We start from the raw sequence: 24,386 nt of genomic DNA, 5'->3' as shown, positions 1-24,386 counted from the left end.
CTTTCGGCGCGCTCGGCGATCACCTGGAATAGTTGATCGCGGCGGTATCGACACGCGCCCGACGATGATCGACTGAAAGCGGTGAATTCTTGGTGACATCACGTGACGGCCGGATTTCGAACGACGAGGAGTCGGCTCACGTCGAGACCTCGACTCGTGATCCACAGGGTGGGGAGCCGAAGCGGGTGGACAGCCCAGGCCTGGCCGAGGACGTCCAGCTTCTCGAGAAGGCCGTGTACGAGGTCAAACGCGTCATCGTCGGTCAGGATCGCCTGGTCGAACGCATTCTGGTCGGACTGCTCGCCCGCGGACACGTACTGCTCGAGGGCGTCCCGGGCGTAGCCAAGACACTTGCCGTCGAGACGTTCGCGCGCGTTGTGGGCGGCTCGTTCTCGCGAGTCCAGTTCACTCCCGACCTGGTTCCGACCGACCTCGTCGGAACCCGGATCTACCGTCAGGGCCGGGAGGAGTTCGACACCGAACTCGGCCCCGTCGTCGCGAACTTCGTCTTGGCCGACGAGATCAACCGGGCGCCGGCCAAGGTGCAGTCCGCGTTGCTCGAGGTCATGGCGGAGCGTCATGTCACCATCGGTGGCCGGACCTTCCCGATGCCCGATCCGTTCCTGGTGATGGCAACGCAGAACCCCATCGAGAACGAAGGCGTGTACCCCCTTCCCGAGGCTCAGCGCGACAGATTCCTGTTCAAGATCGTCGTCGACTACCCGACGGTCGAGGAAGAACGCGAGATCGTCTACCGCATGGGCATCAAGGCACCCGAGCCCAAGCAGATCCTCGACCCGGTCGAGTTGGTTCGGCTGCAGAATCTGGCCAGCTCGGTGTTCGTGCACCATGCGCTCGTCGACTACGTCGTTCGGGTCATCGCTGCCACACGTACGCCCGAGCAGTTCGGCCTGGACGACGTGGCCAGCTGGATCGCCTACGGTGCATCACCGCGCGCAACGCTCGGAATCATCGCGGCGTCGAGGGCTCTCGCTCTGCTCCGTGGACGCGACTACGTGGTGCCGCAGGACGTGCTCGAGGTCATTCCCGACGTGCTTCGGCACCGGCTCGTGTTGTCCTACGACGCCCTCGCGGACGAGGTGACTCCCGAGACGGTCATCTCTCGAGTGCTGCAGACCGTCGGTTTGCCGCAGGTGTCGCCGCAGGCGGTTCCGGTGCCGCAGAGCAACGGAGCCGGTCCGGACGGCCCGCACTTCGACGGCCGTCAAGCCGGGCCGCAGGGGCAATATCCGGCCCAGGGGCAGTATCCCGCTCCCGGCCAGTTCCCCGCTCCGGGCCAATTTCCCGGACAGGGACAGGTACAGCCGCAATCGCAGCAGCCAGGACCTCAGCAGCCTCCGCAGGGCGGCGGTCAGTACGGTCAGCCGGCACCATCGCTGCAGAAGCCGTCGGGTGACGGATCGTCGATCGGTACGCCGGGTCAGTGAGCGGATCCGACACCGCTCCCGTGACTGCCGGCAGTACCGGCGTTTCTCGGCCGCCGTCCTTCCGCTCGGGTGAGCTTCGTGATCCGAAGTTGGCTGCAGCGTTGCGAACCTTGGAACTGACGGTGCGCCGACGGCTGGACGGGGTACTGCACGGGGACCATCTCGGGCTGATTCCAGGTCCCGGTTCCGAGCCAGGCGACGCCAGGGAGTACCAGCCCGGCGACGACGTTCGCCAGATGGATTGGTCGGTCACGGCGCGCACGACGCATCCGCACGTGCGCCAGTCCGTGGCCGATCGTGAACTCGAGACCTGGCTCGTGGTCGACCTGTCGGCCAGCCTCGACTTCGGCACCACCGGGTGCGAGAAACGGGATCTGGCCGTTGCGGCTTCGGCCGCAATCACACATCTGTCGGGCGGCGGTGGTAATCGAATCGGCGCGGTGGTGGCCACCGGTGCCAGCACCACTCGCATTCCGGCACGAGGTGGTCGCGTACACACCCAGTCGATGCTGCGTGCGATCGCCACGACGCCCTCGGCCGAGGACGGGGTACGCGGCGATCTTCGGGCGGCCATCGAAGCTCTGCGGCGGCCGGAGCGACGCCGCGGGATGGCGGTGGTGATCAGTGACTTTCTCGGGCCCATCGACTGGGAACGATCCCTTCGCGCCATCTCGGCCAGACACGACGTGCTGGCCGTCGAAGTACTCGACCCGCGTGACCTCGAACTACCCGACGTCGGCGACGTCGTGCTGCACGATCCGGAGTCCGGCCGCACCCGTGAATTCAGCACGACGCCTCGGCTGCGAGCAGACTTCGCCCGTGCCGCGGCAGCGCACCGCGACGACGTGGAGAAGGCGCTACGGCGCTGCGGAGCGCCCCGTCTGACACTGCGTACCGACGGTGATTGGATCGCTGACGTCGTCCGCTTCGTCACTGCGCGCAGACACACCATCGGATCCGGTTTCACCAATACTGCTCGGACCGGTGCGCGATGAGCCTGACCGATTTCGCTTCCCCGTGGTGGCTCGGGTTTCTCGTCGTCGTCATCGCGCTCACTGTCGGCTACATCTGGGTTCAACGGCGCAAGCAGAAGCACGTTCTTCGCTTCTCCAACATGGAGCTGCTCGAGTCGGTCGCGCCCGCCCGCCCGAACCGACTGCGACACCTACCCACCGCTCTGGTGCTGGTCGGTCTGCTGTTTCTGACGGTCGCGATGGCGGGTCCTACGGCGGACGAGCGCGTCCCACGCAACCGGGCCACCGTCATGCTCGTCATCGACGTCTCGCTGTCGATGGAGGCCACCGACGTCGAGCCGACCCGGTTGGCCGCTGCTCAGGAAGCCGCGAAGTCCTTCGCCGACGGTCTGACGCCAGGAATCAACCTCGGGTTGGTCGCATTCGCGGGCACCGCGTCCGTACTGGTATCGCCCACGGCCAACCGCGAAGCCACCAAGTCCGCCATCGACAAGCTGCAGCTCAGCGAGCGAACGGCCACCGGTGAGGCGATCTTCACGTCGCTGCAGTCGATCGACACTCTCGGAGCGATCCTCGGCGGCGGCGACGCGGCACCTCCGGCGCGCATCGTGCTGCTCTCGGACGGCAAGCAGACCGTTCCGCAGAACCTCGACGACCCACGCGGCGGGTACACCGCGGCGCGAGCAGCCAAGGACAAAGGCGTGCCGATCTCCACCATCTCGTTCGGCACGAGCTACGGCTCGGTCGAAATCGAGGACGAGGGTGGGGTCGAAAGAGTGCCGGTACCCGTCGACGATCCGTCCCTGCGCGAGATCGCGACTCTCTCCGGCGGCAGCTTCTTCACCGCGTCGTCGCTCGAGGACCTGCGCGACGTGTACGACACCCTCGAGGAGCAGATCGGTTTCGAGATCACTCGCGGAGACGCGTCGCGTCCGTGGTTGATTCTCGGAGTCCTGTTCATCTCGACGGGGTTGGGTTCGGCTTTGGTGATGCGACAACGATTGCCGTGATCGCTGTTATTACTCACCAGTAAGTTTCGCTTTGTCATTCCAGGACGAACAGATAGGTTGCTAGGCATGTCCACACCTGACTTCATCGCGCGATCGGTACTCGTCACCGGAGGTAACCGGGGGATCGGTCTGGCCATCGCCCAACGGCTCCAAGCCGACGGACACAAGGTGGCCGTCACCCACCGCGGATCGGGAGCGCCCGACGGTCTGTTCGGAGTCGTCTGCGACGTCACCGACACCGACTCGGTCGACGCAGCCTTCAAGGAGGTCGAGGAGAAGCAGGGTCCCGTCGAGGTGCTGGTGGCCAACGCGGGCATCACCGACGACACGTTGCTGATGCGGATGACCGAGGATCAGTTCCAGCGGGTCATCGATGCAAACCTCACCGGAGCCTTCCGCGTCGCCAAGCGCGCCAACCGCGCCATGCTGCGCGCACGCTGGGGCCGGATGATCTTCCTGAGTTCGGTCGTGGCCATGGCCGGTGGACCGGGGCAGATCAATTACGCGGCGTCCAAGGCGGGCGTCATCGGGATGGCTCGGTCGATCACGAGGGAACTGGGTTCGCGGTCCATCACGGCGAATGTCGTGTCCCCGGGGTTCATCGAAACCGACATGACCGCAGAGCTCTCGGACGACCTGCGCGGCAAGGCAAAGGAATTCATCCCCCTTCAACGTCTCGGTCAGCCCGAGGACGTCGCGGCCGTCGTGAGCTTCCTCGCGGGACCGGACTCGTCGTACGTATCCGGCGCGGTCATCCCCGTCGACGGCGGTATGGGTATGGGGCACTGAAGTCCTACTCGCACAACGGTTTCGATAGACGTACACCTCCGAATTAAGGAAAACAGCACTATGGGCGGATTGCTCGAAGGCAAGACCATTCTGATCACCGGCATCATCACCGACGCGTCGATCGCGTTTCACGCCGCAGCCATGGCACAGGAGCAGGGTGCCAAGGTGATCATCACCGGCTTCGATCGGCTCCGGCTCATCGACCGGATCGCGCAGCGCCTCCCCAAGGAGGTGCCCCCGGCGATCGAGCTCGACGCCACCAACGAGGAGCACCTCGCCGCGCTGGCGGATCGAGTACGCGAAGTGGCCCCCGAGGGCATCGACGGGGTCCTGCACTCCATCGCCTTCGCACCCCGCACCCTGATGGGACCGGACGCCAAGCCGTTCCTCGACGGCCCCGGCCCCGATGCCGCGAGGGCATTCGAGATCTCTGCGTGGAGTTACGCGTCGCTCGCGCGCGCCGTGCTCCCGGTCATGAACGAGGGTGGCTCGATCGTCGGAATGGACTTCGATCCGCGCACCTCGATGCCGTACTACAACTGGATGGGTGTGGCCAAGGCTGCCCTCGAGTCGGTGAACCGTTACGTGGCACGGGAAGTGGGCGCAGCCAAGCGTATCCGCTCCAATCTTGTTGCCGCAGGGCCGATCAGGACTCTCGCCGCCAAGGCGATTGCGGGTACCGCAACCGGTGATGCGGCCAAGATGGACCAGCTGAACGTGTACTGGGACGGTGCTGCCCCGATCGGCTGGGATGTCAACGACCCCACTGTTGTCGCCAAGTCCATCGTTGCGCTGCTGTCGGATTGGCTGCCCGGCACCACCGGATCCATCGTGTACGTCGACGGTGGAGCGAGCCACAACACGTACCTGCCCGAAAACATGTGACGCCGCGGTGAGTGGAGTCCGACGTGGGCTCGCTCACCGTAGGTTTCGTCGACCGATTGTGCCCCTGCCGCAGCCCTGCTGCGGCAGGGGCACAATGGATTCATGACCACCCCTGGAGATTTCGACGCACTGTTGGTGCTCTCGTTCGGCGGACCGGAAAAGCCTGCCGACGTTCGCCCGTTTCTCGAGAACGTCACTCGCGGACGCGGTGTTCCGCCCGAGCGTCTCGACGCCGTCGTCGAGCACTACATGCATTTCGGGGGTGTCTCCCCGATCAACGAGCTCAATCGAAACATCATCTCTGCATTGCAGGCCGAATTCGATTCGGCTGGAATCGATCTGCCGATCTACTTCGGAAACCGCAACTGGCATCCGATGATCGAGGACACCGTGGCGACCATGAAGTCGGACGGAGTCGGCAACGCCTTGGTGTTCCCGACGTCGGCATGGGGCGGCTACTCCGGGTGCAGGCAGTATCACGAGGACATCGCCCGAGCCCGCGACGCAGTGGGCGACGGTGCACCGCACCTGCTCAAGATCCGGCAGTACTACGACCACCCGCTGATGGTCGACGCTTTCACCGATGCCGTCGCCGCTGCCCGAGGCTCACTGCCCGAGCAGCACCGCGCCGGTGCACGCCTGGTGTTCACCGCACACTCCATCCCCTCGGCCGCCGACGCCAACGCAGGCCCGCCCGAGGATGGTGGGCATCTTTACAGTCGCCAGGTAGCCGAGGCCTCGAGGCTCGTTGCGGCCTCGTCCGGTATCGAGGACTACGACCTGGTGTGGCAATCCCGCTCGGGACCGCCACAGGTTCCGTGGCTGGACCCCGACATCTGCGACCATCTCGAAGCGCTCTCGGCTCGGTCGGTCGAGTCGGTGATCGTGTGTCCGATCGGATTCGTGTCCGACCATCTCGAGGTCGTGTGGGATCTGGACACCGAGGCCGAGGAGAAGGCTCGCGAACTCGGGATGGCCTTCGCCCGCGCCGGAACCCCCGGGTCGGATGTGCGTTTTCCCAAGATGATTCGCGAGCTCGTCGACGAGTACCGCCTCGGTGCCGACTGCCGCGGGCTCGGACGCGTGCCGGGCTACGGTTCGACGCTGGACGGAAATCGCTGCGCCGTCGGCTGCTGCGAGCAACCGACCCGGCCGGCTCGTCCTGCCGGGGCCGCTTCCCGATAGTCCCTGGTCAGCGACCGACGGGCATCAAGCGGAGTGCATCGCCGCTTCGATGCTCGTCGCGACAGCGATGGTGCGGGCAGTGCGGACCGCAGCCCACAGCGGCCGAACCAACTCCTCGCGCGCCGCAGCAGCTGTTGCGGTGGGGGCTTCCGACGGAGCAGACCCCGCCGCGACGGTCAGAATGGCCGCAACCCGGTCTGCCGATTCGAGTACCCGGAATGCCCTGTCCGACATCTCGGCGGGGTAGCGATGCCGGGCCGCGTCGGCGATCAGTGCGGCGATGCGGGCGCGTGGATCGGATTGCAGGGTTCGGGTGGGGAGCGACTGCATCTGGGCGAGAGCGTCCGCCGCGCCGCGAACGGCCTCGCGCATCTCGTATTCGGCCTCGCCCAAGCCTTGTTCCCGATGGCCGTGCTCGGGAACGACGATCGAATACACAGTCCAGCGCAACACATCCGGTCCCTCGACGATCGGCACCACTCCGATCCCGTGGTTGCCCGAGGCACCGACTATCACGGCCTGCCCGGCGTTCAGGGCGGCGCGCGAGAAATCCGTGTTCGCCGGCAGTCCGCTGACTGCGCCTGGGGCAGGCAGAACGAGTCTGACCCGGTCGTCTCCGAATGCAGAGCGCATCTCTGCCCCTGCGGTGGCCCTGATCGCCTGCAGCAGGCCTGCGATGCCCTCGACGTAACCGGGATGCTGCAGTCCGAAGCTCGCGGCCGCACCCGCATCGCCCGCACCCACCAGATGCATCGGAGCCCACTCGGACATGGCGTCGATGACGTCGTCCGGTGAGCTGGCACCAGCCAGCCAGGAACTGGCCCACAGGGCAAGACTCGCACTCGAAGAACACACGACTCACGAGCATAGGTCGGCGTGGCGAACCGTGCTCGGGACGCCGGTGTCGCTAGCGTTGACCGCCGTGAACGACATGTACGGCGGAGACATTCTCAAAGGGCACAGTCGGATGCGGAAGGTGCCGGCGCCGGAAGTTCCGGCCGAGCGCGGACTGGTCGTCGAAGACGCCGGAACCGGCTACTGCGGTGCGGTGGTCGGATTCGAGCGCACTTATGACGGAGACTTCGTCCGACTCGAGGACGGTGCCCGCACCACGCGTCTGTTCGCCCTGCGCGAAGCCGCGTTCCTGATCGACGGCCGTCGGGTGACTCTGGTCCGCCCGAAGCCCGCCGCTGCGACACCGCAGCAGACGCGCTCTGCCTCCGGGTCCACCAAAGTCGAGGGACTGCGGGCACGAACGGCCCGCGCGAGCCGGATCTGGGTCGAAGGGGTGCACGACGCGGCCCTCGTGGAAAGTGTGTGGGGCCACGATCTTCGAGTGGAGGGAGTGGTCGTCGAGCACCTGGAAGGTCTGGACAACCTGGGGGAGCGATTGGCTGATTTCGGTCCAGGCCCCGGCCGGCGCGTCGGAGTGCTGGTGGACCATTTGGTGACCGGCTCGAAGGAGTCGAAGTTGACGAGGTCGCTGGGCGAGCACGTGCTGGTCACCGGGCATCCGTTCATCGACGTCTGGGAGGCGGTCAAGCCTGCTGCTGTCGGTATCGATGCCTGGCCGAAGATCCCGCGGGGCGAGGATTGGAAGACCGGAATCTGCCGAGAGCTGGGGTGGGGGAGTCCGCGGGAGGGATGGCGTCGGGTGTATTCGTCGGTGTCGAGCTTTCGTGACCTCGAGGCACCGTTGATCGGAGCGGTCGAACAATTGGTCGACTTCGTGACCGAGTGAACGCTCTGTACTGCTGAACGCCCAGGTCAGGCCGCTCCGCAGGCTTCACTCCACCGCCGGATGTCCGATTCGTGATTGGATGGAGGCTGTGGCAGCGATCATTTGGCTCATAGCGGCAGTGGTGCTCGCCGGTGCCGAGGCACTGACGGGTGACTTCTTCCTTCTGATGATTGCCGGCGGTGCCCTGGGTACTGCCGGTGTCTCTGCTCTCACGGATTTCCCGGTGTGGGCCGATGCGATCGTCTTCGGTGTCCTGTCTCTGGCGCTGGTTCTCGGGTTGCGACCGATTCTGTTGCGGCGCTTCGCGAATCCGCCCGATACCCCGATGGGCATGGCGGCACTCACCGGCAAGAGTGCCGTGGTGCTCGAGCAGGTCACTGCGCACGAAGGCCAGATCAAGCTCGGTGGTGAGGTGTGGACCGCTCGTCCACTCGACGAGACCGAGGTCTATGCCCCGGGTACCACCGTGACCGTGATGGAAATAGACGGCGCTACCGCCGTCGTATGGAAGGGACCGTAGCCAGTGGAAGCACTCATCGCACTGGCTGTCATCGTCGTGTTCGTCGCGGTGCTGATGGCCAAGTCCATCTCGATCGTCCCGCAAGCCGAGGCAGCCGTGATCGAGCGACTCGGCCGCTACACGCGCACCGTGTCCGGTCAGCTCACGGTCCTCGTACCGTTCGTCGACCGCATTCGTGCCAAGGTCGATCTGCGCGAGCGGGTCGTGTCGTTTCCCCCGCAGCCGGTGATCACCAAGGACAACCTGACCGTGTCGATCGACACCGTCGTCTACTTCCAGGTGACCAATCCGCAATCGGCCGTGTACGAGATCAACAATTACATCGTCGGCGTCGAGCAGCTGACGACCACCACGCTGCGCAACGTCGTCGGTGGAATGACGCTGGAAGAGACGCTCACGTCGCGTGATTCGATCAACGGTCAACTCCGCGTCGTGCTGGACGAGGCAACCGGCCGATGGGGCCTGCGAGTGGCCCGAGTGGAGCTCAAGAGCATCGATCCGCCGCCCTCGATTCAGGAGTCGATGGAGAAGCAGATGAAGGCCGATCGCGAGAAGCGAGCGACCATCCTCACTGCCGAAGGACATCGTGAATCGGCGATCAAGACAGCCGAGGGTGACAAGCAGAGTCGAATTCTTGCAGCCGAGGGTGGCAAGCAGGCAGCGATTCTCACCGCCGAGGGTGAGCGGCAGTCGCGCATCCTGCGAGCGCAGGGTGACCGTGCCGCGAAGTACCTCGAAGCTCAGGGTCAGGCCAAGGCGATCGAGAAGGTGTTCGGTGCGATCAAGGCCGGCAAGCCCACGCCCGAGTTGCTCGCGTACCAGTACATGCAGACGCTGCCGCAGATGGCTCAGGGCGACGCCAACAAGGTGTGGATGATCCCGAGCGATTTCGGCGATGCGCTCAAGGGCTTCGCCAAGACACTCGGTGCTCCCGGCGAGGACGGGGTGTTCCGCTACGAGCCCAACGAGTCGGCGGGCAACGAGCCCAAGCCCGAGGACGACTCGGACGAGGTAGCCGAATGGTTCGAGACCAAGACCGATCCGGCGGTCGCCGAGGCGGTCAAGGCTGCAGAAGCAGTGGCGCGCAAGCCGGTCGACACGTCGTTGGCTGCGTCTCCGGAACTCTCGAAGGGCTTCGACGTCGGTGCCCTCTCGGCGTCGCCCGAGGCGGAACCGGAACAGCGCTGAGATCTTCGGTGATCAGTTGAACAGGGCGGTTCCTACACCGGCAGCGGCCAGGGCCCACAGCACGCTGGCGAAGGTGCCGATGATGAACTGTTCGGAGGCATGGGATTCGCGCAGCTCGGGATAGCGCGCGAGTCCCTTGACTGCCAGCACGATGGCGATCCCTTCCGGCCAACCGGCGAGGATCGACACGGCAACGGCCACGCGTTCGAGGATGCCGATGGTCAGTCCACCACGAAGCGGCTCGACCGGATCGTCTCCGGTCGAGTCGCTTTGTCGTCGTGCGACGCGAAACACGGTGGGTACCATCGCTGTTCCGCCCAGGGCCGCAGCGAGGACGGTGAGGACCACTCCGATGGCGTGGCCGAGACCGTAGGCCGGTCCGGCCACCGTGGCCAGGATCGCCGCTGCCGCGAGCAGACTCGACGCGGCGGCGGTGGGCAACCATCGGCGAATTCCGGTGCCGGCGGGGATGGTGGCGGCGCCTGCGGTCAGTGCCAGTAGCACCAGGGTGGCAACGATCATGGCCGATGGCTTCCCGTCGTGTTCGCGGTGTCGAGCAATCGAGTCGCCAGGGTGCGGCCCGCGTTCTCCACCTGCCAGCCGGCGACGGAGAGTCGTTGCGACATAGCTTGTTTGCTGATCTTCAACCGCTCTGCCGCGTCGGTCTGCGACAACCCGTCCTCCATGAGTGCAACCGCTTCGCGGCCGTTGTCCGATCGGCGGCCGATCAGGAGGGCAACAAGGGTGAATGCCGTCTCCGCATCTTCGGCGGCAGTGGGCTCGGGGCCGGAGACGGCAAGCGCGGCGGGGGTTCCCTTGGCTCTGGTCACAGCGTCTCGAGCTGCCTCGAAAGCCGGACCACGTCCGGCTCGCGTGGTTTCCGGTAGTGGAAGCTCTACGGAACCGATGCCGATTCCTACGCTCCACTGTGGCGTGGATACCAGTTCGAGCGCGATGGAGACGACGGTGGCGGCGTCCTCGCACACGGCTTGAACTTCGTCTCCTGCCGTGCGATCGAAAGGTCGGATCAGCCCGTGGTCGCGATACCGGTCGAGCAGTTCGGGCACCCGATCGATATCACGTCTACTTCGACGTTGGTCCACGGTCAGAACGAACATTGGACAAGGCTAGGTCGTTGATTTGGAATAGTCAAGCTTCAAGGCTTGATTCATCGGAGTCAAGGCTTCCGCCCTGCTGACTGCCGGCAGGAACACGCTCCGACTTCGAGCCGCGCGAGAGCCGCCAATCCACCACCAGGCCGCTCAGCCCGATCGCGATGCAGACCGCGGACAGCACCAGCAGCACCGGATGCGTCTCACCTCCGATGGCGCCGCCGATCACGACGATCCCGAGAGTGCCCGGCAGCATGCCGATCGCGGTCGCCACGGCGAACGGCACGAGACGCACCGCCGATACACCGCAGGCGTAGTTCACCAACGAGAACGGCACCGGGGCGATCAAGCGCAGGGAGCCGACGGCGAGCCAGCCTCTCCGGCGAAGGCTGTCGTCGATCGAGTCCAGGGCCGAATGGGACATTCGAGCTGCCACGGCCTCGCGACCGATCGCGCGGACCAGCAACAGAGCCAGGATTGCGCTGACCGTCGACGCACCGATAGTGACGGCCAGGCCGGTCAGCGGCCCGAACAGAACTCCGGCACTGAGTGTGAACAGGGTTCTCGGGACCGGCGCGATGGTCACGATCGCGTGCACGGCGAAGAAAGCGAGCGGGAACGCAGGCCCGACGGCTGTTCCCCACTGGCGAATCTCTTCGACACTCGGATGGGGAGCGAACACGGCCACGAGGGCGAAGACGACGATCACCGCCAGCAGCGCGATCAGTCGGAGGTCGCGCAAGTGCCGGGTCACGAGAGGCCAGCGTACCGGCGCAAGGTGACACCTTCGCCATCTCGGAGTTCGACGACCGAGCGGTACGACCGAACGTGAGGTGATCCTCACGATAACCTGCAATGAAGTGGGGTTAGCATCACTTCAAGTCGGGTGTAGAACTGCCCGCCGAACCGAGGGAGCAGCACACGTGTCCATCGCGTCGCACGAAGATGCCGCACGCAGTGCTCATGCGGCCTGGCAGAAGTCAGTGGCCGGTGTGTTGGCCAAATCTCGCAGGGTCGAGGTGGCCGATCTGCCCGCCGATCCCGAACATCTCCTCGATTCCACGACCTACGACGGGATCACGGTCTCCCCGTTGTACACAGCGTTCGACGAGCGACCGGAAGGTCCGCTACCGGGCCAGTTTCCGTACGTACGGGGTCGCGATCCCCACCGCGACGTCAATGCAGGCTGGAAGGTGTGCACTCGGCACGGCTCGACTGCCCGTGACGCAGCCGACGGTGACGCGTCCGTTCTCAACACCCAGATTCTCGACTCGCTGTCCAACGGCACCAGCGCCCTGTGGTTGGCGGTCGGCGGCCACGGCGTCGACCCGGCCGTGCTGCCGGAGGCTTTGCGCGGGGTGTTCCTCGAGCTCGCACCGCTGACGATCGATGCGCGCGAGGACGTATCCGCCGCGGCAGCCTCGTTGTTCTCGATTCTCGACTCGGCCGACATCGACGATCGCGCCGCAGTCGATATCCGACTCGGAGTGTCCACCCTCACTGCGCAGTTGGGGGGCACCGCGACGATCGAGATGACCGAGGCACTCGAGCTGGTCCACGAGTCGATCGGTCGCGCCGAGACCGTTCGCGCGATCACCGTCGACGGCACCGTCTTCCACAATCTCGGAGCCGGCGACGCGCAGGAACTCGGTGCGTCGATTGCCGCAGGCCTCGAGTACGTCCGCTCCATGACGAACGCAGGCGTCGGCATCACGGATGCTCTGCGCCAGATCGAATTCCGGTTCGCCGCCACCGACGATCAGTTTCAGACCATCGCCAAGTTCAGGGCCGCGCGCACACTGTGGGCGCGCGTTGCGCAGGTGTGCGGATCCCCGGACGCCGGTGATGCTCCACAGCATGCGGTGACCTCGGAAGCAATGATGTCTCAACGAGATCCGTGGGTGAACATGCTGCGCACCACACTCGCGTCCTTCGGTGCCGGGGTGGGCGGCGCGGATTCGGTGACGGTGCTGCCGTTCGATGCAGCGCTGAACGGCGGCGCGGCGGGGGTGTCGAAGACCTTCGCGGCCCGCATCGCCAGGAACACCCAATTGCTGCTGCTCGAAGAAGCCCATCTGGGACGGGTGCTGGATCCCGGCGCGGGGTCCTGGTACATCGAGGAGCTGACGGCCGCGGTCGCCGCGAAGGCCTGGGAGTTCTTCCGGACCGTCGAAGCGTCGGGTGGATTCCGCGCCGCCGTCGACGACGGTTCACTCGTGGCGGCGATCGAGAAGACCCGTGCGGAGCGCGATTCCGACATCGCCCACCGGCTCACCCCACTGACCGGTGTCAACGAATTTCCCAATCTGGCCGAGGCTCCACTGAGCCCCGAGCAGACCGCGCAGCAGGGCTCGGCGGTGCACCGGTACGGCAGAGCCTTCGAGGCGCTTCGGGATCGGTCGGATGCCTTTCTGGCCGAGCATGATTCGCGGCCCACCGTGCTCCTGATACCGCTGGGAAGCGTCGCCGAACACAACGTCCGAACGACGTTCGCATCGAATCTGTTGGCATCGGGCGGAATCGAGGCCGTCAATCCAGGTCCACTGACCGTGGACGGAATCGCCGGATCGGTCGGGACCTCTCGAGCCTCCGTCGCAGTGGTGTGCGGCACCGACAAGCGGTACGCCGACGAGGCGTCCACTGCCGTGGATGCAGCACGCGCCGCTGGTGTTTCGCGGGTTCTGCTCGCCGGACCCGAGAAGATCTTCGCCGGCATCGAGGGCACGTCGCGCCCCGATGGATTCCTGACCGCGAAGGTCGATGCCATCGCCGTGCTGACCGAACTTCTCGACACCCTGGGAGCCTCGAAGTGACGACCGACGAGAACCGAATCTCGCACACCATCGGCAGTTTCGCCGACGTGCCCCTGGTCGACCCCGACGAGCCGACGCCGTCGCCGCCGTCGGCCGAGGACGTTGCCGCTCATGTGGAGCAGGGTGCGAAGGCCAATTTCTACACTCCCGAGCAGGTGGTGTGGTCCACCCCCGAGGGCATCGACGTCAAGCCGGTGTTCACCGAGGCAGATCGTGACGCCGCGGAGGCCGAGGGCTATCCGCTGCACAGCTATCCGGGCGCCCCGCCGTTCCTCCGCGGGCCGTATCCCACGATGTATGTCAACCAGCCGTGGACCATTCGTCAGTACGCCGGATTCTCCACCGCGGCCGAGTCCAACGCCTTCTACCGCCGCAACCTCGCGGCCGGCCAGAAAGGCCTGTCGGTGGCGTTCGACCTGGCCACCCACCGCGGGTACGACTCGGATCATCCGCGCGTGCAGGGTGACGTCGGAATGGCCGGTGTCGCAATCGATTCCATCTACGACATGCGTCAGCTGTTCGATGGCATCGACCTCGGTAGCGTCTCGGTGTCGATGACGATGAACGGAGCGGTGCTGCCGATCCTGGCGCTGTACGTTGCCGCCGCGGAGGAGCAGGGTGTCGGGCCGGAGAAGCTCGCCGGCACCATCCAGAACGACATCCTCAAAGAGTTCATGGTGCGCAACACCTATATCTATCCGCCGAAGCCGTCGATGCGCATCATCTCGGACATCTTCGCGTACACCAGCGAGAAGATGCCGAAGTACAACTCGATCTCCATCTCCGGCTACCACATCCAAGAAGCCGGTGCCACAGCCGATCTCGAACTGGCCTACACCCTCGCGGACGGTGTCGAGTACATCCGCGCCGGCCTCGATGCAGGTATGGACATCGATACGTTCGCACCGCGACTGTCGTTCTTCTGGGCCATCGGAATGAACTTCTTCATGGAGGTCGCCAAGCTCCGCGCCGGGCGCCTGCTGTGGGCCGAACTCGTCCAACAATTCGAGCCCAAGAGCGCCAAATCCCGTTCGCTGCGCACTCATTCGCAGACATCGGGTTGGTCGTTGACCGCACAGGACGTCTTCAACAACGTCGCGCGTACCTGCGTCGAAGCCATGGCCGCTACCCAGGGCCACACCCAGTCCCTGCATACCAATGCGCTCGACGAAGCACTGGCGCTGCCGACGGACTTCTCGGCCCGCATCGCACGCAACACCCAGCTGCTCATCGCTCAGGAATCCAACACCGTGCGCCCGATCGATCCGTGGGGCGGCTCGCATTACGTCGAATGGCTCACCCACCAGCTCGCGAATCGGGCTCGGGCACATATCGCCGAGGTCGAGGAAGCGGGCGGTATGGCCCAGGCCATCGGCGAAGGAATTCCCAAGCTGCGCATCGAGGAGGCGGCGGCCCGCACCCAGGCTCGCATCGACTCCGGCCGACAGCCGCTGGTGGGCGTCAACAAGTACGTGCCCGACGAGCCCGACACCATCGAGGTGCTCAAGGTCGAGAACTCGAAGGTCCGCCGTGAGCAGATCGAGAAGCTCGAACGCCTTCGTGCCGAGCGCGATACAGCCGAAGTCGAGGCAGCACTGGCGAATCTGACCCGGGCCGCGGCCTCGGATAAGCCGGGAATGGAGAACAATCTGCTCGCTCTCGCCATCGACGCCGCGCGCAAGATGGCCACCGTCGGCGAAATCTCCGATGCGCTCGAGAAGGTCTACGGGCGCCATCAGGCGGAAATCCGGACAATCAGTGGTGTGTACCGCGACGAGGCAGGTAAATCCGAGAACATCACCCGCGCCACCGGGCTGGTCGAGCAGTTCGCCGAGGACGAGGGCCGTCGGCCTCGCGTCCTGGTGTGCAAGATGGGTCAGGACGGGCACGATCGTGGCCAGAAGGTCATCGCAACGGCGTTCGCTGACATCGGCTTCGACGTCGACGTCGGCCCACTGTTCCAGACGCCGGAGGAGGTGGCCCGCCAGGCCGCCGACAACGACGTCCACGTTGTCGGCGTGTCGTCCCTGGCGGCAGGCCATCTGACGCTGGTGCCCGCCTTGCGTCAGGCCTTGGCCGATGTCGGCCGCGGAGACATCATGATCGTCGTCGGTGGCGTCATCCCACCCGGCGATTTCGACGAGCTCTACGCGGCGGGCGCCGCGGCGATCTTCCCTCCGGGCACCGTCATCGCCGACGCCGCGATCGGGCTGGTGGAGAAGCTGTCCGTCGCGCTCGGGCACGCACCACGCGAGGCCAACGCCTGAGTATGGGTTCTCCGAACGACAACACGAGTTCCTCGACCGGTGCAGCGTCGCCGAGAGGCCGAACCATCGACATCGATGCGGTGGCCGAGTCGGTCCGAGCGAACGAGCGATCCGGCCTGGCGCGTGCCATCACGCTGGTCGAGTCGACTCGATCGGATCATCGAGATCTGGCGCAGCAACTGCTCCTTCGCGTGTTGCCCGACGCAGGTGGCTCTCACCGGGTCGGCATCACCGGAGTGCCGGGGGTCGGTAAATCGACGTTCATCGACGCGCTCGGTATGCGGTTGATCGAGAAGGGGCACCGGGTCGCGGTGCTGGCGGTCGATCCGTCGTCGACGCGGACCGGTGGTTCGATCCTGGGTGACAAGACCCGGATGTCGCGATTGGCGGTGCAGGAGAACGCGTACATTCGGCCGTCTCCGACGTCGGGAACCCTGGGCGGGGTCGCACGTGCGACCCGAGAGACCATCGTCCTGCTCGAAGCAGCCGGTTTCGACGTGATCCTGGTCGAGACGGTGGGCGTCGGACAGTCGGAGGTGACGGTGGCCAACATGGTCGACTGCTTCACGTTCCTCACGCTTGCGCGCACCGGAGATCAGTTGCAGGGCATCAAGAAGGGCGTTCTCGAACTCGCCGATCTGGTGGCCGTCAACAAGGCCGACGGCAAGCACGCGACCGACGCGAAGAACGCGGCGCGGGAGTTGGCGGGCGCGCTGCGGCTGATCTATCCGCACGATGCGATCTGGAAGCCCCCGGTGTTGACGATGAGTGCCATCGAGGGCACCGGGCTCGACGAGTACTGGGATACAGTGCTGCGCCATCAGCAAGTGCTCAGTGACGCAGGCGAATTCGCAGAGAAGCGTCGCAAGCAGCAGGTCGATTGGACGTGGACGATGGTCAACGATCAGCTGCTGCGCCGGCTGGCGCAGAATCCCTCCGTCAAGGCCATCCGTAGCGACGTCGAGGCCCGGGTGCGCGACGGTTCCCTGACCGCCGCGCTCGCGGCGCAGGAGCTACTCGACGCGTTCGATTCCTGAATCTGCGTCGGCCGCCGGCGTCGCGGGATAGAGCCGGGCGGCGAGAGCTCCGACACGATCGATCAGGCGGTCGAAGAACGCCTCCGGATCGGTGTGCGTCGCGATCGCGACGTTCGCGTCCCTGCCCCACATTCCGCGCCAGTCCGCGACTGTGGTTCCGCGCGTGAGGGTTCCGACGAGTTCGACGTCGACGGTCGCGTGTCGGTAGGTGGCGATATCCGCGTCCAGCGCGACAGCGGCCGCGAACGGATCGTGCATGTGCGCCAGGAATCCTTGATCGTGATCGCGATGAAATTCCATGTAGAACCGCACCGCGTCGGAGAAGTGCCGCACGATCGGATTCGACGCGGTCGACCGAACACCTGGTGCATCGTCGGGCGAGATCACCTCGCCCGGAGAGCTTCCAGCCCGATCGGCAAGCCGCCGAACATGTTCCGGCGTCATCTCGATGGTCTCGGTGATGTCGAGCGCACAGACGATGGGGCGGCGCTCTGCAGGTAGTCCGGAGAAGGCTGCGAACACCTCCGCGGCTGCCTCCGGGTCCACCGCGATGTTCCATTCGCTGGTAGGTGTGGTGTTGCCCTGGTGTTGGAAGGCTCCGCCCATCAGCACCAGACGCTTCAACAGTCGAGGAAGCTCGGGGTCACGCCGGATCGCCAGCGCGAGATTGGTCAGTGGACCGGTGACGAGACCGGTGATCTCGCCCGGACGCGACCGGACCAGCTCGATCCACATCGTGGTGGCGTCTCGCTCCGACAGCGACCGCGACGAGACCGGTAGTTCCGCGTAGCCGATGCCCTGCGGCCCATGAGTGTCCTCGGTGGTCATCAGCGGTGCCACGAGCGGCACCTGCGCACCGAGGGACACCTCGACATCACTCGCGCGGCACAGGTCGAGCCAGGCCAGATTGTTCGCCGCCACTTGGTTCACCGGCACATTGCCCGCGGTGGATGCGATACCGAGGATCTCGGCATCCTCGCTGGCGAGCAGATAGAGCAGGGCGAGCGAGTCGTCGATCCCGGTGTCGACGTCGACGATCAGTGGCACCGTCATGCGGCCACCTGCGTGGTCGGGGTGTGGCGAACCGGAAAATTGACCGAACGTGCGATGAAGCACTTCGAAGACGCGGATGCGTGCAGTTTCTCGGCGCGGGCCACCATCGACGGGTCGGCCACGCTCACGACCGGGGCCAGGGTGACTTCGACGAACTGCCCGGACCCGTCGGAGTGCTCCGTCATCACCCCGGTGGGGGAGTCGACGTAGCCGGTGACGGTAACGCCAGACGCGGCGGCCAGTCCGAGGTACCAGAGCATGTGGCAACTCGACAGCGAGGCCACGAGGAGCTCCTCGGGATTCCAGCGCTCTGCATCTCCGCGGAAGCTGGGATCGGAACTTGCAGCGAGGTCGGGTTTCCCTGGAGCCGAGACAACGTGGTCGCGGTCGTAGCAGGAGGCGCCCGAGGTGCCCTCGCCGCGGTTGCCCGTCCAGTTCACTGTGAGTCCGTAGTTGTGGTTCGGCACGAGTCCATCGTGCCAGTACCGGGCCGAGGGGCGACGGTCCACCTGGTCCCTCGATGTCCGGATCGACCGTATTGCCCCAATTGTCAAGGGGGCCAGGCAAAACGGATCTTTCGACCACCGACCTGGTGAAACCTGGACCGATGTCGCTTTTTGTCGTGTTGGTTGTTTGATCTGCGGTCATTCCCCTGGCTAACGTTGCAGCAATGACGGTTGCGCAAGGTCCAGAATCTCCCGAGTCGTCACCCCGACAATCGCGATGGGGACATCGGCATGTCCAACTCCTCCGACGGGACGCGTTCTCCCATCGGATGCGGAGAAAGCCGGCGCTGTCGGAGGAGAGCATCACCGTCGTCGATCAACCGATGCTCAAACGCGCGGTGTCGGCTGCGGCCCTCGGCAACACGATGGAGTGGTTCGACTTCGGTGTCTACGGCTACCTGGCGGCGACCCTGGGCAAGGTGTTCTACCCCGACGCCACGCCCGCGGTTCAGCTCATCTCGACGTTCGCCACGTTCGCCGCAGCGTTCGTGGTTCGGCCACTGGGCGGCCTGTTCTTCGGCCCGTTGGGGGACCGAATCGGACGGCAGAAGGTGCTCGCCGCCACGATGATCATGATGGCCATCGGCACCCTGGCCGTCGGACTCATCCCCAGCTACGCGACCATCGGAATCTGGGCACCGATCCTCCTTCTCGTCGCACGCTTGGTTCAAGGCTTCTCCACCGGCGGTGAGTACGGCGGTGCCACGACCTTCATTGCCGAGTACTCCCCGGACAAACGGCGTGGCTTCCTCGGTAGTTGGCTCGACTTCGGCACCTTCGTCGGGTACGCAATGGGCTCCGGCCTGGTGACGATCCTCAACGCGGTGCTGGGCGAGGCCTCGATGGTCGAATGGGGCTGGCGCATACCGTTCTTCGTTGCCGGCCCGATGGGGCTCATCGGGCTGTATCTACGTCTCAAGCTCGAGGACACTCCCGCATTCCGTAAGCAACTCGACGAACACGACAGCAAGGTGAAAGCGCAGGAGAGTGCACGGAGGTCGGTGGGAAAGATCTTCACCGATCACTGGCGAGCTCTGCTGATCTGCATGGGAATCGTGCTGTTGTACAACGTGACCAATTACATGGTGACGTCGTATCTTCCGACGTACTTCACCGAAGTTGTCGGACGTAGTCAGCTCAGTGCCGACTTGCTCGTACTTTCGGCGATGATCGTCGTGGTGAGCATCATCGTGCTCGTGGGCAGACTCACCGACAGGATCGGACGCAAGCCGGTATTCGTGTTCGGTGCCGTCGGACAGATCGTTCTGGCCGTACCGTGCTTTCTTCTGCTACGTGGCAGCGGATGGGTCGGGCCGCTGATCGCGTGCCTCCTGCTCGGCCTCGTACTGGCGTGTTTCGCGGCACCGAGCGCATCGACGCTACCTGCCCTGTTTCCCACCCGGATTCGCTACGCAGCGCTCTCGATCGGGTTCAATCTGTCGGTCTCCATCTTCGGCGGAACGACGCCCCTGGTCACGTCGGCCCTGGTCAGTGCAACCGGCAGTCCGATGATTCCTGCCTACTACCTCATCGTGAGCGGCGTCATCGGACTCATCGCAGTCGGTTTCCTGCGCGAATCCGCCACGCAACCGCTCGACGGGTCTCCGCCGCAGGTGGATTCGACAGAGGAAGCCAAGGAGCTCTACACCGAGGCATCGGCTTTGGCCGGACGACCGTGACGAGAACCTGGCCCTGACGAGACAGATGGCACGTCACAACCAGAGCGCCTCGTCGGCTCCCCATGGGCGTGCTGGAAACGGGTAGTCGGCGTAGTCGTCGAACACCGGACGCGCTGCTGTGACGCGACCGTTCGTGACCACACAGTCCGGTGTCGGGGTCTCGGCCGGACCGTGATCGGGATCCCGTCCGGGTGATTCGAGCAACCAGGCGGCCGTCCGGGCCAGGGACACTTCGACGGTGGCGGCCGACCCGAATCCGGATGCACGATCGGCCAGCTCCGAGACGATTCCAGCAGCGAGCAGGTACCCGCTCGCGTGGTCCAGCGCCTGGGCCGGCAGGCGCCCGAGTTCTCCACCACTACCTTCGAGTACCGAGATGCCGGTGGCAGCCTGGACGAGACTGTCGAAGCCACGCCGTCCCGACCATGGTCCGCGAGTACCCCAGGCACTGACCCGTCCGTGCAGGACGTCCGCTCGGTGTTCGAGTCCGAAGCGCTCGAGAGCGCCCGGGCGGTACCCGGTAACCAGGACATCGGCGAATTCGAGCAGTCGGTTCATCACGGCACGTCCTTCATGCGTGCTCATGTCCACCGTCGCCGAATGCTTCCCCTGCCCATTTTCCATGTGCTGCCAGGTGATTTCGGGGCGGTGGGGCGGATCGACGCGAAGCACCTCGGCACCGAACAGGGCGAGCGCGCGGGTAGCCACCGGTCCGGCGATGACGCGGGTCAGGTCCAGTACCCGCACTCCGGCCAGCGGAGCAGCCGTAGTCCCTCGGAATTCGGGAACTCGATACGCGGCAGAGCCCGTGTCGTCCGAACGCGCGATCACCGGACCTGGCCCGGCCGCTGTTCCTGCAGGCTCAGCGGACCACTGGTCTTCGGTGCGGACCTGCACTGCCAGAGCGCCGTTCTGTGCGCACGACCATTCGAGCTCTGCAGCGGCGATACCCGCCACCCGCGCCGCGAATTCATCTGTGCCGCAACCATCGTCGAGACCGACTGTCTCGAGTAGCGCGGTCCGGTGGTGCGGATAGTTCGCGTGAGTTCTCACCCAGCCGTCGGACGCGAGGAAGAAGCCGGACAGATCTGCGAACGGCTGCACCGGTGCGCCGTCGAGGCGCAGCATCGAGTCACTCATGAACGATGCCGCTATCCGCTCCGCCGACGCGGTCGGGCCCGCGCCGGCGGGGGACGGTCCGAGAACACCCCGCAGCCTGCCGACTGCGGTACCGAGGGCACCGACCGACTCGGCAGCGATGGTCGCCACCGGCAGTGTCGCTGCGAGCCATGCACTCACGGGGGCAGGCCCCGTGCCGATGGGACTGCTGTTCCCGACATCAGTTCCGCTTGGCCCAGATCTCCATCCCGGCCGCGTTGAGACGGTCGATGAGAACGTCGCCGATCGCGGTGGCCGGAGTCAGAACGCCACTGGCCTTCGGCAATGCATCCCCACCGAGCACCAGCGCCAGCGCCGATTCCCCGAGCATCACCGCGGTTGCCTTGTAGCCGGGGTCGCCCGACGCCTTGACCCGAGCCCGGTAGCGAGCACCCGAGGTGGTGAGGGTGTACAGGTCGACGGTGAAATGGCCCTTCTCGCGGGCCTTCTCGCTGGGACCGGTTCCTGGCTTGGGCAAGATACGGTCGAGGACCTTACCCGGCAATACCGTCATGGCGGACACTCCGACGAACAGCCCTGCCGAGAGCGCTCCGGCGAGTACCGGACTGGCGAACGACGACCCGACGCTCATCACTTCGCTGTAGCGGAACTGTTTGCCGTATGCCCAATCACGAAGTGCATTGCTGCGCCGGACGACGCGTGTGTTGTACGAGGCCATCACGAACGGTGCCTTCCATCCGCGCAGGCTCGGGTCGATCTTCTTACCGTCGATCAGGACGGTGTCGAGTTGACGGCCGAGCTGCGGCTCCAGGCCTCGGTCCGGGCTGAGTGAGTACGGTCGAGCGGCGATCCGTCGTGCCCGCTTGTCCTTCTTCATCGCCTCGATCTGTCCTCGCAGCGAGTCGATGGTGCCGCCGCTGACTCCACCGGACATCGAGGTGACCACCAGCGTCGTGTCGGTGAGTTCGCCTGCGTTGTCGGCCGTGACGGCCTCGTACAGGGCATGTACTCCGATGTCGGACGGAACGGAATCGAATCCACACGAGTGGACGATCCGTGCTCCGGTGCGCTGGGCGATCTCGTGATTGGCGTCGATGCTCTCGCGGGCGAACAGGACCTCGCCGGTGAGGTCGACATAGTCCGTGCCGGCTTCGGCGCAGGCCGTTGCCAGCGCCAAACCGTACTTCGCGTAAGGGCCGACCGTGGTGATGACGACCTTGGTGGACCGGGCCATGGTGTTCAGCGACGCGACGTCGGTGGCGTCGGCCTCGAGTGCGGACCAGTGTGCGGCCTTCGGTCCGAGTTCCTTCTGCGCAGCGTGTACCCGGGCGGTCGAACGACCGGCCAGAGCGATGCGTGTGCCGGCCGGAGCGTGCTCGGCAAGGTACTTGGCCGTCAGTTTCCCGACGAAGCCCGTGGCTCCGTAGACGACGATGTCGTAGGTGCGATCGGGGCCGATGGTCGAGTCCGAAGCAGGCGAGTTCATAGCAGCGACACTAACGCGGTTGGCGCACCGAGTCGAAGCACCGTCAGTTGGTCCAGGTGTGTACGGGCTCTCCGGAGTTCATCTGCGTGACGTAGTCGCCCAGCATTCCGGCGAGTGCTCGATCCCGCTTGTCGCCTGCCCGTTCGCGGGCGACGACCGAGTTTCGTTGCCAGACCGACCCGGACTGCTTCGCCAGGCAACGGGCCTCGATAACGCCGAGGTACCGGTCGCGGACGGCGGTGTCCACGCCGTAGGCGGCCAATCCGGCATCGGCCATCGGCAGCAGCCGACGCAACACCAGTTCCTGTGGACTGACCCAGCCGACCTCGGGCCAGTACAGCATCGAATCGAAGCCGCCGCGTGCGGCGGAGTGCACGTTCTCCTCCGCAGCGTCGAACGACATCTGCGACCACAACGGTCGATCGGCATCCGCCAGTGCTCGCACCGTGCCGTAGTAGAACGCGGCATCGGCGAGGGTATCCACCACCGACGGTCCGGCCGGGAGGACGCGGTTCTCGAGCCGGATGTGGTGACCGTCGCCGGACCGGTCGTAGATCGGACGATTCCACCGGTAGACGGTTCCGTTGTGCATGCGCAGCTCGGACAGCGACGGCGTCTTTCCCTCGGCCAGAGCTGCCTTGGGGTCCTCGTCGCTGCACACGGGCAGCAACGCCGGAAAGTAGCGGGAATTCTCCTCGAACAGATCGAAGATCGACGTGATCCATCGTTCGCCGAACCACACCCGTGGCCGAACACCCTGATTCTTCAGCTCCTGGGGGCGGGTATCGGTGGCCTGCTCGAACAGCGGAATGCGAGTTTCGTGCCACAGCGCGCGGCCGGCGAAGAACGGCGAGTTGGCGGCAAGGGCCACCTGAACTCCCGAGAGTGCTTGCGCCGCATTCCAATACGACGCGAACTCGTCGGGCGCGACCTGCAGATGCAACTGAACGGAGGTGCACGCAGCCTCGGGAAGGATGGTGTCGGTGACGATGTCCAAGTCCTCGGTAGCGGCGGCACCGGGCAGTCGAACACCACCGATCTTCAGTTCGATGTCCTCGCCGCGAGCGGCGAATATCTGTTGGTTGAGCAGGTCGTAGCGAGGATTGGCCGACAGCCAGCGGTGCTGAAAGTGTTCTTCGTCCAAGGTCGGGAGCATGCCGATCATGGCGAGACGACTACCCGAGGTGCGGGCGCGTTCGTCCGCTGCGTTCAGCGAGCGCCGCAGGTCCTCTTCCAGTTCTGCGATGGAGGCACCACGCAACGGCCGAGGATCGACGTTGATCTCGATGTTGAACTGGCCGAGTTCGGTTTGGTAGTCGGGGTCGGCGATGGCGTCGAGCACGGCGGCGTTGGCCATCGAAGGTGCCATGTCGTCGTCGACGAGATTGAGCTCGATCTCCATGCCGATCTGCGGCTCACCGACGTGGAAGGTCTCGTCGGCCAGCATGATTGCCAAGGCGTCGAGACAGTCCTGAACTTTCTGACGAAACTCGTGTCGATCCTGCCTGGTGAACTTGCGACGCTCGACGTCCTCGCCCATGGTGACCGCCTATCGGTGCGTGAAGAAGGGCCGA

22 protein-coding genes are annotated in these 24,386 nt (G+C 65.4%); 13 read left to right on the top strand and 9 right to left on the bottom strand.

The window, feature by feature from the left end; genetic code table 11:
• Nucleotides 1–185: 185 nt before the first annotated feature.
• The 6 genes from CH294_RS22320 (at nucleotide 186) to CH294_RS22295 (ending at nucleotide 6,291) form a co-directional block, all read left to right on the top strand.
• A complete protein-coding gene (locus CH294_RS22320) occupies nucleotides 186–1,448 on the top strand; it encodes a MoxR family ATPase (RefSeq protein ID WP_037150672.1) in 1,263 nt (420 codons plus the stop codon).
• Nucleotides 1,445–2,443, top strand: a complete 999-nt coding sequence (locus CH294_RS22315; RefSeq protein WP_249305454.1) for a DUF58 domain-containing protein — start codon at nucleotides 1,445–1,447, stop codon at nucleotides 2,441–2,443. Before CH294_RS22320 ends, CH294_RS22315 begins: the two co-directional genes overlap by 4 nt.
• On the top strand, nucleotides 2,440–3,432 hold the full coding sequence (locus CH294_RS22310; protein ID WP_032403389.1) for a VWA domain-containing protein: 993 nt from the start codon (nucleotides 2,440–2,442) through the stop codon (nucleotides 3,430–3,432). Before CH294_RS22315 ends, CH294_RS22310 begins: the two co-directional genes overlap by 4 nt.
• Before the next feature lie 66 nt (nucleotides 3,433–3,498).
• A complete protein-coding gene (gene fabG1 / locus CH294_RS22305; protein ID WP_037150489.1) occupies nucleotides 3,499–4,221 on the top strand; it encodes a 3-oxoacyl-ACP reductase FabG1 in 723 nt (240 codons plus the stop codon).
• Nucleotides 4,222–4,281: 60 nt separating this feature from the next.
• Entirely contained in the window at nucleotides 4,282–5,106 is an 825-nt protein-coding gene (inhA, locus tag CH294_RS22300; protein WP_032377850.1) for an NADH-dependent enoyl-ACP reductase InhA, read from the top strand.
• 102 nt (nucleotides 5,107–5,208) lie between these two features.
• Nucleotides 5,209–6,291 carry a ferrochelatase gene (locus CH294_RS22295; RefSeq protein ID WP_094739094.1) on the top strand — a complete coding sequence of 361 codons (1,083 nt, stop codon included), beginning with the start codon at nucleotides 5,209–5,211 and terminating at the stop codon, nucleotides 6,289–6,291.
• Nucleotides 6,292–6,315: 24 nt separating this feature from the next.
• Here the strand turns inward: CH294_RS22295 and CH294_RS22290 are convergent, their stop codons facing one another.
• Nucleotides 6,316–7,146 carry a hypothetical protein gene (locus tag CH294_RS22290; RefSeq protein ID WP_170944817.1) on the bottom strand — a complete coding sequence of 277 codons (831 nt, stop codon included), beginning with the start codon at nucleotides 7,144–7,146 and terminating at the stop codon, nucleotides 6,316–6,318.
• Nucleotides 7,147–7,222: 76 nt separating this feature from the next.
• Between CH294_RS22290 and CH294_RS22285 the strand changes: the two genes are divergently transcribed.
• The 3 genes from CH294_RS22285 (at nucleotide 7,223) to CH294_RS22275 (ending at nucleotide 9,740) form a co-directional block, all read left to right on the top strand.
• The gene (locus CH294_RS22285) at nucleotides 7,223–8,032 is read left to right on the top strand and encodes a DUF3097 domain-containing protein (protein WP_032378477.1); all 810 of its coding nucleotides are present in this window, start codon (nucleotides 7,223–7,225) and stop codon (nucleotides 8,030–8,032) included.
• Nucleotides 8,033–8,120: 88 nt separating this feature from the next.
• Entirely contained in the window at nucleotides 8,121–8,552 is a 432-nt protein-coding gene (locus CH294_RS22280) for an NfeD family protein (protein ID WP_032378478.1), read from the top strand.
• 3 nt (nucleotides 8,553–8,555) lie between these two features.
• Nucleotides 8,556–9,740 carry an SPFH domain-containing protein gene (locus tag CH294_RS22275; RefSeq protein ID WP_032377853.1) on the top strand — a complete coding sequence of 395 codons (1,185 nt, stop codon included), beginning with the start codon at nucleotides 8,556–8,558 and terminating at the stop codon, nucleotides 9,738–9,740.
• Nucleotides 9,741–9,752: 12 nt separating this feature from the next.
• On the opposite strand, the gene CH294_RS22270 is transcribed toward CH294_RS22275, so the two are convergent.
• From CH294_RS22270 to CH294_RS22260, 3 genes are read right to left on the bottom strand one after another with little or no spacing between them, the layout of a single operon-like run.
• Nucleotides 9,753–10,262: a hypothetical protein gene (locus CH294_RS22270; RefSeq protein WP_094610382.1), complete on the bottom strand. Its 510-nt coding sequence runs from the start codon at nucleotides 10,260–10,262 to the stop codon at nucleotides 9,753–9,755.
• Nucleotides 10,259–10,858 (bottom strand): hypothetical protein, encoded by a 600-nt coding sequence (locus tag CH294_RS22265; protein ID WP_094610381.1) that lies wholly within the window; start codon nucleotides 10,856–10,858, stop codon nucleotides 10,259–10,261. The genes CH294_RS22270 and CH294_RS22265 overlap by 4 nt, the downstream gene beginning before the upstream one ends.
• A 31-nt stretch (nucleotides 10,859–10,889) precedes the next feature.
• Nucleotides 10,890–11,606 (bottom strand): TVP38/TMEM64 family protein, encoded by a 717-nt coding sequence (locus CH294_RS22260; protein ID WP_094739092.1) that lies wholly within the window; start codon nucleotides 11,604–11,606, stop codon nucleotides 10,890–10,892.
• Nucleotides 11,607–11,775: 169 nt separating this feature from the next.
• On the opposite strand from CH294_RS22260, the gene mutA reads away from it, so the two are divergent.
• The 3 genes from mutA to meaB are packed head-to-tail and all read left to right on the top strand — an operon-like array spanning nucleotide 11,776 to nucleotide 16,969.
• On the top strand, nucleotides 11,776–13,665 hold the full coding sequence (gene mutA, locus CH294_RS22255) for a methylmalonyl-CoA mutase small subunit (RefSeq protein ID WP_094704913.1): 1,890 nt from the start codon (nucleotides 11,776–11,778) through the stop codon (nucleotides 13,663–13,665).
• Entirely contained in the window at nucleotides 13,662–15,932 is a 2,271-nt protein-coding gene (scpA, locus tag CH294_RS22250; RefSeq protein WP_094739091.1) for a methylmalonyl-CoA mutase, read from the top strand. The genes mutA and scpA overlap by 4 nt, the downstream gene beginning before the upstream one ends.
• Nucleotides 15,933–15,934: 2 nt before the next feature.
• Nucleotides 15,935–16,969: a methylmalonyl Co-A mutase-associated GTPase MeaB gene (meaB, locus tag CH294_RS22245; protein ID WP_249305453.1), complete on the top strand. Its 1,035-nt coding sequence runs from the start codon at nucleotides 15,935–15,937 to the stop codon at nucleotides 16,967–16,969.
• Here meaB and CH294_RS22240 read toward each other — a convergent pair.
• The gene (locus CH294_RS22240) at nucleotides 16,946–18,022 is read right to left on the bottom strand and encodes a nucleoside hydrolase (RefSeq protein WP_094704912.1); all 1,077 of its coding nucleotides are present in this window, start codon (nucleotides 18,020–18,022) and stop codon (nucleotides 16,946–16,948) included. The two genes, meaB and CH294_RS22240, sit on opposite strands and share 24 nt — an antisense overlap.
• On the bottom strand, nucleotides 18,019–18,489 hold the full coding sequence (locus tag CH294_RS22235; protein ID WP_094739184.1) for an OsmC family protein: 471 nt from the start codon (nucleotides 18,487–18,489) through the stop codon (nucleotides 18,019–18,021). The genes CH294_RS22240 and CH294_RS22235 overlap by 4 nt, the downstream gene beginning before the upstream one ends.
• A 308-nt stretch (nucleotides 18,490–18,797) precedes the next feature.
• Between CH294_RS22235 and proP the strand changes: the two genes are divergently transcribed.
• Nucleotides 18,798–20,207 (top strand): glycine betaine/L-proline transporter ProP, encoded by a 1,410-nt coding sequence (gene proP / locus CH294_RS22230; protein ID WP_242640151.1) that lies wholly within the window; start codon nucleotides 18,798–18,800, stop codon nucleotides 20,205–20,207.
• A 33-nt stretch (nucleotides 20,208–20,240) separates the two neighbouring features.
• Here proP and CH294_RS22225 read toward each other — a convergent pair whose 3' ends face one another.
• Genes CH294_RS22225 through CH294_RS22215 form a run of 3 tightly spaced genes read right to left on the bottom strand, consistent with a single transcriptional unit; the run spans nucleotide 20,241 to nucleotide 24,352 of the window.
• Complete coding sequence (locus CH294_RS22225) at nucleotides 20,241–21,506, bottom strand: CoA transferase (RefSeq protein ID WP_094739090.1); 1,266 nt, start codon at nucleotides 21,504–21,506, stop codon at nucleotides 20,241–20,243.
• A gap of 40 nt (nucleotides 21,507–21,546) precedes the next feature.
• Nucleotides 21,547–22,812: a saccharopine dehydrogenase NADP-binding domain-containing protein gene (locus CH294_RS22220; RefSeq protein WP_052058386.1), complete on the bottom strand. Its 1,266-nt coding sequence runs from the start codon at nucleotides 22,810–22,812 to the stop codon at nucleotides 21,547–21,549.
• Between the two features lie 43 nt (nucleotides 22,813–22,855).
• On the bottom strand, nucleotides 22,856–24,352 hold the full coding sequence (locus tag CH294_RS22215) for a glutamate-cysteine ligase family protein (RefSeq protein WP_032403401.1): 1,497 nt from the start codon (nucleotides 24,350–24,352) through the stop codon (nucleotides 22,856–22,858).
• Nucleotides 24,353–24,386 lie beyond the last annotated feature (34 nt).

Source organism: Rhodococcus sp. 14-2483-1-1 (assembly GCF_002259335.1).
Taxonomy (GTDB): Bacteria; Actinomycetota; Actinomycetes; order Mycobacteriales; family Mycobacteriaceae; genus Rhodococcoides.
Note: the sequence above shows the minus strand (reverse complement) of the source record. Positions and strands in the feature narration are given on the sequence as shown.

Coding starts and splice junctions, on each gene's coding strand:
- CH294_RS22310 (WP_032403389.1), top strand. CDS start 2,440: ATGAGCCTGACCGATTTCGCTTCCCCGTGGTGGCTCGGGTTTCTCGTC.
- fabG1 (WP_037150489.1), top strand. CDS start 3,499: ATGTCCACACCTGACTTCATCGCGCGATCGGTACTCGTCACCGGAGGT.
- inhA (WP_032377850.1), top strand. CDS start 4,282: ATGGGCGGATTGCTCGAAGGCAAGACCATTCTGATCACCGGCATCATC.
- CH294_RS22295 (WP_094739094.1), top strand. CDS start 5,209: ATGACCACCCCTGGAGATTTCGACGCACTGTTGGTGCTCTCGTTCGGC.
- CH294_RS22285 (WP_032378477.1), top strand. CDS start 7,223: ATGTACGGCGGAGACATTCTCAAAGGGCACAGTCGGATGCGGAAGGTG.
- CH294_RS22270 (WP_094610382.1), bottom strand. CDS start 10,262: ATGATCGTTGCCACCCTGGTGCTACTGGCACTGACCGCAGGCGCCGCC.
- CH294_RS22265 (WP_094610381.1), bottom strand. CDS start 10,858: ATGTTCGTTCTGACCGTGGACCAACGTCGAAGTAGACGTGATATCGAT.
- meaB (WP_249305453.1), top strand. CDS start 15,935: ATGGGTTCTCCGAACGACAACACGAGTTCCTCGACCGGTGCAGCGTCG.
- CH294_RS22240 (WP_094704912.1), bottom strand. CDS start 18,022: ATGACGGTGCCACTGATCGTCGACGTCGACACCGGGATCGACGACTCG.
- proP (WP_242640151.1), top strand. CDS start 18,798: ATGCGGAGAAAGCCGGCGCTGTCGGAGGAGAGCATCACCGTCGTCGAT.
- CH294_RS22220 (WP_052058386.1), bottom strand. CDS start 22,812: ATGAACTCGCCTGCTTCGGACTCGACCATCGGCCCCGATCGCACCTAC.
- CH294_RS22215 (WP_032403401.1), bottom strand. CDS start 24,352: ATGGGCGAGGACGTCGAGCGTCGCAAGTTCACCAGGCAGGATCGACAC.